At 68.8% G+C, this 6,560-nt stretch carries 8 protein-coding genes; 5 read left to right on the plus strand and 3 right to left on the minus strand.

What is annotated here, in order from left to right; all coding sequences use genetic code 11:
* Positions 1–88 precede the first annotated feature (88 nt).
* Together ACFU99_RS28150 and ACFU99_RS28155 are read right to left on the minus strand one after the other, a co-directional pair.
* Positions 89–523, minus strand: a complete 435-nt coding sequence (locus tag ACFU99_RS28150) for an HIT family protein (RefSeq protein WP_384397192.1) — start codon at positions 521–523, stop codon at positions 89–91.
* A gap of 58 nt (positions 524–581) precedes the next feature.
* The gene (locus ACFU99_RS28155; RefSeq protein WP_384397194.1) at positions 582–1,319 is read right to left on the minus strand and encodes a hypothetical protein; all 738 of its coding nucleotides are present in this window, start codon (positions 1,317–1,319) and stop codon (positions 582–584) included.
* 256 nt (positions 1,320–1,575) lie between these two features.
* Here ACFU99_RS28155 and ACFU99_RS28160 point away from each other — a divergent pair, with 256 nt between their 5' ends.
* Positions 1,576–2,454 (plus strand): MBL fold metallo-hydrolase, encoded by an 879-nt coding sequence (locus tag ACFU99_RS28160; RefSeq protein ID WP_384397197.1) that lies wholly within the window; start codon positions 1,576–1,578, stop codon positions 2,452–2,454.
* A gap of 110 nt (positions 2,455–2,564) precedes the next feature.
* Here ACFU99_RS28160 and ACFU99_RS28165 read toward each other — a convergent pair whose 3' ends face one another.
* Positions 2,565–3,425, minus strand: coding sequence for an enoyl-CoA hydratase/isomerase family protein (locus ACFU99_RS28165; protein ID WP_384397200.1), 861 nt, complete (start codon positions 3,423–3,425; stop codon positions 2,565–2,567).
* 106 nt (positions 3,426–3,531) lie between these two features.
* Between ACFU99_RS28165 and ACFU99_RS28170 the strand changes: the two genes are divergently transcribed.
* The 4 genes from ACFU99_RS28170 to ACFU99_RS28185 all read left to right on the plus strand — a co-directional run bounded on the left by ACFU99_RS28170 (position 3,532) and on the right by ACFU99_RS28185 (position 6,529).
* Positions 3,532–4,080, plus strand: a complete 549-nt coding sequence (locus tag ACFU99_RS28170; RefSeq protein ID WP_384397202.1) for a TetR/AcrR family transcriptional regulator — start codon at positions 3,532–3,534, stop codon at positions 4,078–4,080.
* A 130-nt stretch (positions 4,081–4,210) separates the two neighbouring features.
* Positions 4,211–5,056: an alpha/beta fold hydrolase gene (locus tag ACFU99_RS28175; RefSeq protein ID WP_384397205.1), complete on the plus strand. Its 846-nt coding sequence runs from the start codon at positions 4,211–4,213 to the stop codon at positions 5,054–5,056.
* An 82-nt stretch (positions 5,057–5,138) separates the two neighbouring features.
* Positions 5,139–5,726 (plus strand): TetR/AcrR family transcriptional regulator, encoded by a 588-nt coding sequence (locus ACFU99_RS28180; RefSeq protein WP_384397208.1) that lies wholly within the window; start codon positions 5,139–5,141, stop codon positions 5,724–5,726.
* A gap of 95 nt (positions 5,727–5,821) precedes the next feature.
* Positions 5,822–6,529 (plus strand): type 1 glutamine amidotransferase domain-containing protein, encoded by a 708-nt coding sequence (locus ACFU99_RS28185; RefSeq protein WP_384397211.1) that lies wholly within the window; start codon positions 5,822–5,824, stop codon positions 6,527–6,529.
* Positions 6,530–6,560 lie beyond the last annotated feature (31 nt).

The following is a 6,560-nucleotide window of genomic DNA, read 5'->3' on the forward strand; positions in this document are numbered from 1 at the left end:
GCTCAACCAACTCGGCTACCAAGTGACCCTCCAAACAGAAGGAGCTGCCTGACCAGCAACTACGGGAACGGGACGGTGGATTTTCGACTCAGCCGCGGTCGGTGTCCCGGGCCTGTTCATAGCCGAGTTCGAGCATGGCGGCACGCAGTTTCGCCGCGGCGTCGTCCAGGGCTGACTCGTCCTCTTCCGGCTTGGCCTTGCTGAAATCGAAGTCGGACATATCCCAGACAGGAGCGACATGTATGTGCAGGTGCGGCACCTCGAAGCCCGCGATGACGAGGCCGGCTCGCGGAGCGTCCCAAGCCCGCCGCACCCCTTGCCCGACCGCCTGGGCGACCTCCATGCACCGCCCCAGAAGCGCGCCGTCGGCATCCGTCCACCGGTCGATCTCACGCCGGGGGACAACGAGGGTGTGGCCGGGCCGCAGGGGCGCGATGGTGAGAAACGCGGTGACCTCGGGGTCCTGCCAGACGAAGCGTCCGGGTAGCTCACCGGCGATGATGCGGGAAAAGAGAGAGGGCACGGCTGAAGTTCCTTTCGCCTACGGCGGGCGGCTCCTCCACAGAGGATGCGAGCGAGTCCTATTGGTGCCCCGGGTCCCGGGTGAAGTCCGAGGGACGGAAGGGGAGTTCCTCACGCGGCCACCTGGTGTCGCGCTGGAATGCCTCGTCGTCGAAGCCGGCGAGGGTGTCGCGGAGCTGGCGGAGATTGCCTTGCTCGAAGTACAGGGCACGCAGGGTGTACTGCGACACGGCCATGGTGTGTCTGCGGTCCTCGTGCGGTATCAACCCCATCTCCGCGGCGCGGCGGTGTCCCCAGACGACATCGCGGATGTCCTCGTCCACCTGTCGCAGGCGGGCGTCGACGAGGGCGAGCAGCCTGGGCGGCGGCGCCCCGCGGCCGAGGAAGACACGGAGCAGCACGGGGTCCTTGACCGTCACGGCGACGTCGTCCCCTTCGACGACCCAGAGCCGCAGCGCCTCCTCGCCCGACGGGGTGATGCGGAACACTTGAGCACGGCGCGATCCGCCCAGCGACACCTCGCTGTCCTGGACCAGGCCCAGAGCAAGCAGCCGCCGCAGTTCGCGGCGGATGTGGCTGACGGCCGGCGCCGAGTAGAAGAACCGCAGGGCGAAGGCCGTCCGTTGCTTGATCTCGCCCGCCGAGAGCATCTCACCGTTGACGAACAGGATTCCAAGGACCGCGTACGCGGTAGCGGTCAGCTCCTCGGCGGCCTGACGCGGCTCACACGGCGCCTCGTGCTCCGGGGCCGTGTCGCCATTGCCCCCTGTCCGGAGCGTGTCGCTGTTGTCCTCCATGAGCGAAGCATAGGCGGCAGGTGTACCGCCCGCGTACGGAAAGTCACCGCTTTGTTCAACTATTAGTCCCAAAGGGGGCGGTTGCTCTGTAGGCAACGCATCGATCCGAGGCGCGGGTGGTGCAGTGAAGTACAGTCGCTGCACGGTGAATTGACAGAGAGGTCGGTGTACGCGAGTTCGCGCGAAGGACACGACGCCTCCCCTCTGTGAGACTAGTAGTCACATAGAGAGTAGCGGATTGCGGAGAGGATCAGGAATGAGAAACCTGGACGCCGAGGACCGGCTGCGCCGGCCGGCACGCATCCATTCACTGCGGGTGGGCGAGCTGAGGGTGAGCTATGTGCCGGACGGAGCGGTCAAGATGGTTCCGCGCAGCCTGTTCCCGGCGACGTCGGACGAGACATGGGCACGGAACAGCCAGTACCTGGACTCGTCCGGCTGGTTGACGATCAGCGCCGGCGGTCTGCTGATCGAACATGGTGAGCGAGCCATGCTGGTCGACGCCGGCTACGGCCCGTTCCCCGAGCCGGTTTCCATGATGGAACACGGCATGGCGTCGATGTACGGCGGTTCGCTCCTGGAGAGCCTCGCCGCACTCGGACGCAGGCCGCACCAGATCGAGGCAGTCGCGATCACCCACCTCCACGTCGAGCACCTGGGCTGGGCCGCGCACCCGGAGCCGGGCAGCTCCTGCCCCGCTTTCGGACACGCGGCGTACCTCGTCTCGCACCAGGAGTGGGAGGACCGCCACACGACGTTCGGAGTGACGGAACAGGTCGCGGACGCCCTCGCCCCGCGCGTGTGTGTCGTCTCGGACGGGAACGAGGTGTTCCCGGGAGTGCGCGCCGTCGCGCTGCCCGGCCACACCGCCGGGCAGATGGGGTACGAGGTGGCCTACGGTGACGACCGCCTGCTCGCCTTCGCCGACGTCCTGCACTCCCCGGCGCAAGTCGCGCACCCGGACTGGGCGATCGTGGGAGAACCGGCGCCCGACGTATCGGCCGGGCTCCGGCGCCAGGTGCTCGGCCGACTCGCCGACGAGGGCATCATCGGATTCGGCATCCACTTCGCCGACGTCCCCTTCGGCCGAGTACGGCGTACGGGGGACGCCTTCACCTGGGAACCGCTGACCTAGGGCCTCCCGACTCGGCCGACGGCTCCAAGCGGCGGCGGCGCGGGTCGCAGGTGCAGGAGGTGTTGGGCCCCCGGCAGTGCGGTGCCCGGTGGGCACACCCGGGCGGACATTCAGGAGCGGTGGGCCCAGGGGATGGATTCGAGGAGGCGCTCCAGTCGCAGTTCGCCGTCGCGTGTCTGTCCGCCGCGGTCCATCAGTACACGGAGCCGGTGGACGACGTCGTCCGGGGAGGGGTAGACCTTGGCGTGGGCGGCCGCCTCCTCGGCCAGGTTCGGTACGGGGCCGCCGGCCTCGGCCGCGTCCAGGGCCTCCTTCGCGGCGGCGGCTACGCCCTGGGGCAGAACGGCGATGCGGCGGGCGAGGGCGTCGACGAACGCGTCGAGGTGTTCGTCCGGGATGGCGCGGTTGATCCATCCGTAGCGTTCAGCGGTGGAGGTGTCGAACAGCTCGGCGCCGAGCACGATTTCCAGGGCGCGGGCGCGGCCGACCAGTCGGTTGAGGTACTGGGTGCCGCCTCCGCCGGGGAAGATGCCCATCAGCGATTCCGGCTGGGACAGCCAGGTCCGGTCCGCGGCGGCGAACCGCATGTCCGCTGCCATCGCCAGTTCGGCGCCACCCGCGCGGGCGTAACCGCGCAGCTTCGCGATCGTCACCTGCGGCAGTGTGCGCAGCCGCTCGTTGAGCTGCTGGAGCGGGTTGAGAGCCGGGTCGGCGTCGGGGTCGGCCAGGGCCATGAGGGTGCTCGGGTCGAAGGACCACTCGAAGTCCGCGTGGGCGGAGAAGAAGTCGGGGTTGGCCGACTGGAAGACGATCACGGCGACGTCCTCGTCGGACGCCATCTCGTCCGCGAACGCCTTCAGATCGCCGGCCAGTGTGGCGTCGACGGTGTTCACCGGCGGGTTGTCGATGGTCACCCAGGCGATCCGGTCCTCCACGCGGACCACCAGGGACTTGTAACCGCTGTGGCTCATCACTGCACTCCTCCGGGCGGGCACAGGACCCCGGCCGCCCATAGTTTTTTAGGGGGCGTTACAGAACGAGCGTAGCACCTTCTGTAACGCGCGCTATAGTTTGAACATGACAGGCAGACCAAGGACGTTCGACAAGGACGCGGTGCTCCGGATGGCGATGCGTGCGTTCTGGGAGCGCGGATACGACGGGGTGAGCGTCGCGCAGGTGTGCGCGGAGGCGGGGATCGCCGCACCGAGCCTGTACGCGGCCTTCGGCGACAAGAAGGCGCTGTTCGAGAAGGCGTGCGCGCTCTACACCCAGCACCTGGACGAGGATCTGGAGCGCGACCTGTCGGCGCCCACGGCACGTGAGGCGATCGAACGCCTGCTGCGGTCCTCGGCCGAGCACTTCTCCGCACCCGGACAGCCCCCCGGCTGCCTCGTCATGGGCGAGCCACGGCTCACCGAACGGCGCGGCAGGACACGCGACATGATCCGGGCACGTCTGCGCCGGGCCGCCGCGGAGGGAGAACTCGCGTCAGCCGCCGAGGCCGACGGCGTCGCCACGTTCGTCGACACCGTGCTGGCCGGCATGGCCGCCCTGGCCCGCGACGGCGCCGACCGGACCCAACTCCTGGACGCGGCCCGTCACGCGGCCCGGGCCTGGCCCGCGTAACACCTCTCCCGGACTCGCCGGCACATGAGCGACGAAGGGGTTGCGGGGCGGAGTAGACCGGTCGTATAGTCCTGGGTGTCGGAACGCGACGCACACCGAACTCACCGAACTCCCGGAAGGGGACGGCATCATGGGACGCATCAAGGTCGGCACGGAGAACAGCACCGACATCGAGCTGCACTACGAGGACAAGGGGGACAAGGGGGCCGGGCAGCCGGTCGTCCTCATTCACGGCTACCCGCTGGACGGCAACTCCTGGGAGGGCCAGGTTCCGGCGCTGCTGGCGGCGGGCCACCGGGTCATCACCTACGACCGGCGCGGCTTCGGCAAGTCCAGCCAGCCCTCCACCGGTTATGACTACGACACGTTCGCCGCCGACCTGAACACCGTCATGGAGACCCTCGACCTGCGCGACGCGGTCCTGGTCGGCTTCTCGATGGGCACCGGCGAGGTCGCCCGCTACCTGTCCGCCTACGGCTCCGACCGGGTCGCCAAGGCGGTGTTCCTCGCGTCGCTGGAGCCGTATCTGGCGATCACCGACGACAACCCCGACGGCGCCGCCCCGCTCTCCTTCTTCGAGGGCGTGTCCGAGGCGGTGAAGAAGGACCGCTACGCCTTCTTCACCGGCTTCTACGCCGACTTCTTCAACCTCGACGAGAACCTGGGCACCCGGGTGAGCGAGGAAGCGGTGCGCAACGCATGGAACGTGGCGGCCGGTGCGGGCCCGATCGCCTCGGCCGCCGCACCGCTGACCTGGCCCACCGATTTCCGGGCCGACATCCCCCGGATCGACGTCCCCGCCCTGATCGTGCACGGCACGGGCGACCGGACCCTGCCCGTCGACGCCACCGGACGCCGCTTCGCCAAGGCCCTGCCCACCGCCGAGTACGTCGAGATCGACGGGGCGCCGCACGGGCTGCTCACCACCCACACCGCCGAGGTCAACGAGATCCTCCTGGACTTCCTCCGCCGGTGACGCACCGGGCCGGTGACGTGCCGGGCGGCTGACACACGGAACCGCATAGACGACTGGTCTAATGGACGGTAAGGTGACACGCATGCAAGCCGTTCAAGGCGACACCCGCCGCAGTATTCTCGACGCCGCCCAGCGCATCATGGCCCGCAAGGGATTCTCCGCGGTGGGCATCAACGAAGTCCTCTCCGCGGCCGGAGTGCCGAAGGGGTCGTTCTACCACTTCTTCGGCTCCAAGGACGCGTTCGGCGAGGCCCTGATCCGGGCCTACTTCACCGACTACCTGGCGGACATGGACCGCATCCTCGCCGAGCCGGGCCTGACCGTCGCAGAACGGCTGACGAACTACTGGCAGAGCTGGCGCGAGACGCAGAGCGTGGACGAATGCCAGGGCAAGTGCCTGGCCGTCAAGCTCGGCGCGGAGGTCTCCGACCTGTCGGAGGCGATGCGGCTCGCCCTCAAGGAAGGCACCACAGCCGTCACCGACCGCCTGGAACGGGCGATCATGGCCGGCCTGAAGGACGGATCGATCACCGTCGACGGCACCCCCCGTGACACCGCGCACGCCCTGTACGACATGTGGCTCGGAGCGAGCGTCATGGTCAAGATCCACCGCGACATCGGCCCGCTGGACACCACGATGACGGTCACCCGTCAACTGCTGCACCTGTAGAACCGGCCGCACTCGGCCTCGAAGGCTCACCCGAACACCGGTCACGTCTCACACCCCGACCGAGACGACCGGTCTACTAGAAAAGAAGTCACGCAATGAAGATCCTCATCGTTCTCACCTCGCACGACGAGCTCGGCACCACCGGCCGCAAGACCGGCTTCTGGCTGGAGGAACTCGCCGCCCCCTACTACCGCTTCAAGGAAGCCGGCGCCGAGGTCGTCCTCGCCTCCCCCAAGGGCGGCAGGCCGCCCCTGGACGCCAAGAGCAACGAACCCGCCTTCCAGACCGACGAGACCCGCCGCTTCGAGGCCGACCCCGAGGCCATGGCCGACCTCGCCCACACCGTCCGTCTCGACTCGGTCTCCGCCGACGACTTCGACACCGTCTTCTACCCCGGCGGCCACGGCCCCCTGTGGGACCTGGCCGAAGACCCCACCTCCATCCGGCTCATCGAAACCATCCAGCGCGCGGGCAAGCCCCTCGCCCTGGTCTGCCACGCCCCCGGCGCCCTGCGCCACGCCACCAACCCCGACGGCACGCCCCTCGTCCAGGGCCGGAAGGTCACCGGCTTCACCAACGGCGAGGAAGCCGACGCCGGCCTCACCGACATCGTCCCCTTCCTCGTCGAGGACGAGCTCAAGCGGCTCGGCGCCGACTACTCCAAGACCGGCAACTGGCAGCCCCACGTCGTCATCGACGGCCTCCTCATCACCGGCCAGAGCCCCGCCTCCTCCGGCCCCGCCGCCGACGCCCTCCTCACCCTCCTCACCCTCGTCGACCAGGTCGACGAAGCCCGCATCTGACCCACACCCCGACCAACACCACCCCACACAC

This window comes from Streptomyces sp. NPDC057654 (assembly GCF_042800135.1).
GTDB lineage: Bacteria > Actinomycetota > Actinomycetes > Streptomycetales > Streptomycetaceae > Streptomyces.

Coding starts and splice junctions, on each gene's coding strand:
- ACFU99_RS28155 (WP_384397194.1), bottom strand. CDS start 1,319: ATGGAGGACAACAGCGACACGCTCCGGACAGGGGGCAATGGCGACACG.
- ACFU99_RS28160 (WP_384397197.1), top strand. CDS start 1,576: ATGAGAAACCTGGACGCCGAGGACCGGCTGCGCCGGCCGGCACGCATC.
- ACFU99_RS28165 (WP_384397200.1), bottom strand. CDS start 3,425: ATGAGCCACAGCGGTTACAAGTCCCTGGTGGTCCGCGTGGAGGACCGG.
- ACFU99_RS28170 (WP_384397202.1), top strand. CDS start 3,532: ATGACAGGCAGACCAAGGACGTTCGACAAGGACGCGGTGCTCCGGATG.
- ACFU99_RS28175 (WP_384397205.1), top strand. CDS start 4,211: ATGGGACGCATCAAGGTCGGCACGGAGAACAGCACCGACATCGAGCTG.
- ACFU99_RS28180 (WP_384397208.1), top strand. CDS start 5,139: ATGCAAGCCGTTCAAGGCGACACCCGCCGCAGTATTCTCGACGCCGCC.
- ACFU99_RS28185 (WP_384397211.1), top strand. CDS start 5,822: ATGAAGATCCTCATCGTTCTCACCTCGCACGACGAGCTCGGCACCACC.